Genomic DNA, 545 nt, shown 5'->3' with positions numbered 1-545 from the left:
GTGTGTGGGTTGTTTTTTAAATACCGTATTCCTTATGAAAACACTACTTACACTACTACTGAGTTTTATAGCACTACACAACACGGCATCTGGGCAGTGTTTTACTAAAATTAGTTCGGCATTCCGACACAACTATGCACAAAAAGCAGACGGTTCCCTATGGAACTGGGGCTGGAATGGCTCTTTTCAATTGGGCAATGGCGACCAGCAAACCGTTTTTATACCTACCCCAGTGATGATTACTGGAAGTGTGACGGCTTTTGAAGTTGGACGTTCTAATGCCTTTGTCATAAAAAGCGACGGTACGCTTTGGGGGGCTGGTGGCAACTCGACAGGCAATCTCGGCATTGGGTCAACTGCCAACTCACCCTTTTTTGTACAAGTTGGCACTGCCACCAACTGGCGGCAGGTAGAATCTGGCGCCAGTTTCAGCTTTGGCATCAGGACAGACAACACGCTCTGGGGATGGGGTCAAAACAACCAGTACCAAATGGGGAACAACACCTGCTGTGCCAATCAGTTGACCCCCATTCAAATAGGCACCG

Annotated in this window: 1 protein-coding gene; it reads left to right on the top strand. The window is 47.9% G+C overall.

Going from position 1 to position 545, the window contains the following annotated elements:
• Positions 1-34: 34 nt before the first annotated feature.
• On the top strand, positions 35-545 hold a 511-nt coding region (locus WFZ85_RS16055), incomplete at its 3' end, for an RCC1 domain-containing protein (protein WP_413789747.1).

The sequence above is a fragment of the Flavobacterium aureirubrum genome, from assembly GCF_038739835.1.
GTDB lineage: Bacteria > Bacteroidota > Bacteroidia > Flavobacteriales > Flavobacteriaceae > Flavobacterium > Flavobacterium aureirubrum.
Note: the sequence above shows the minus strand (reverse complement) of the source record. Positions and strands in the feature narration are given on the sequence as shown.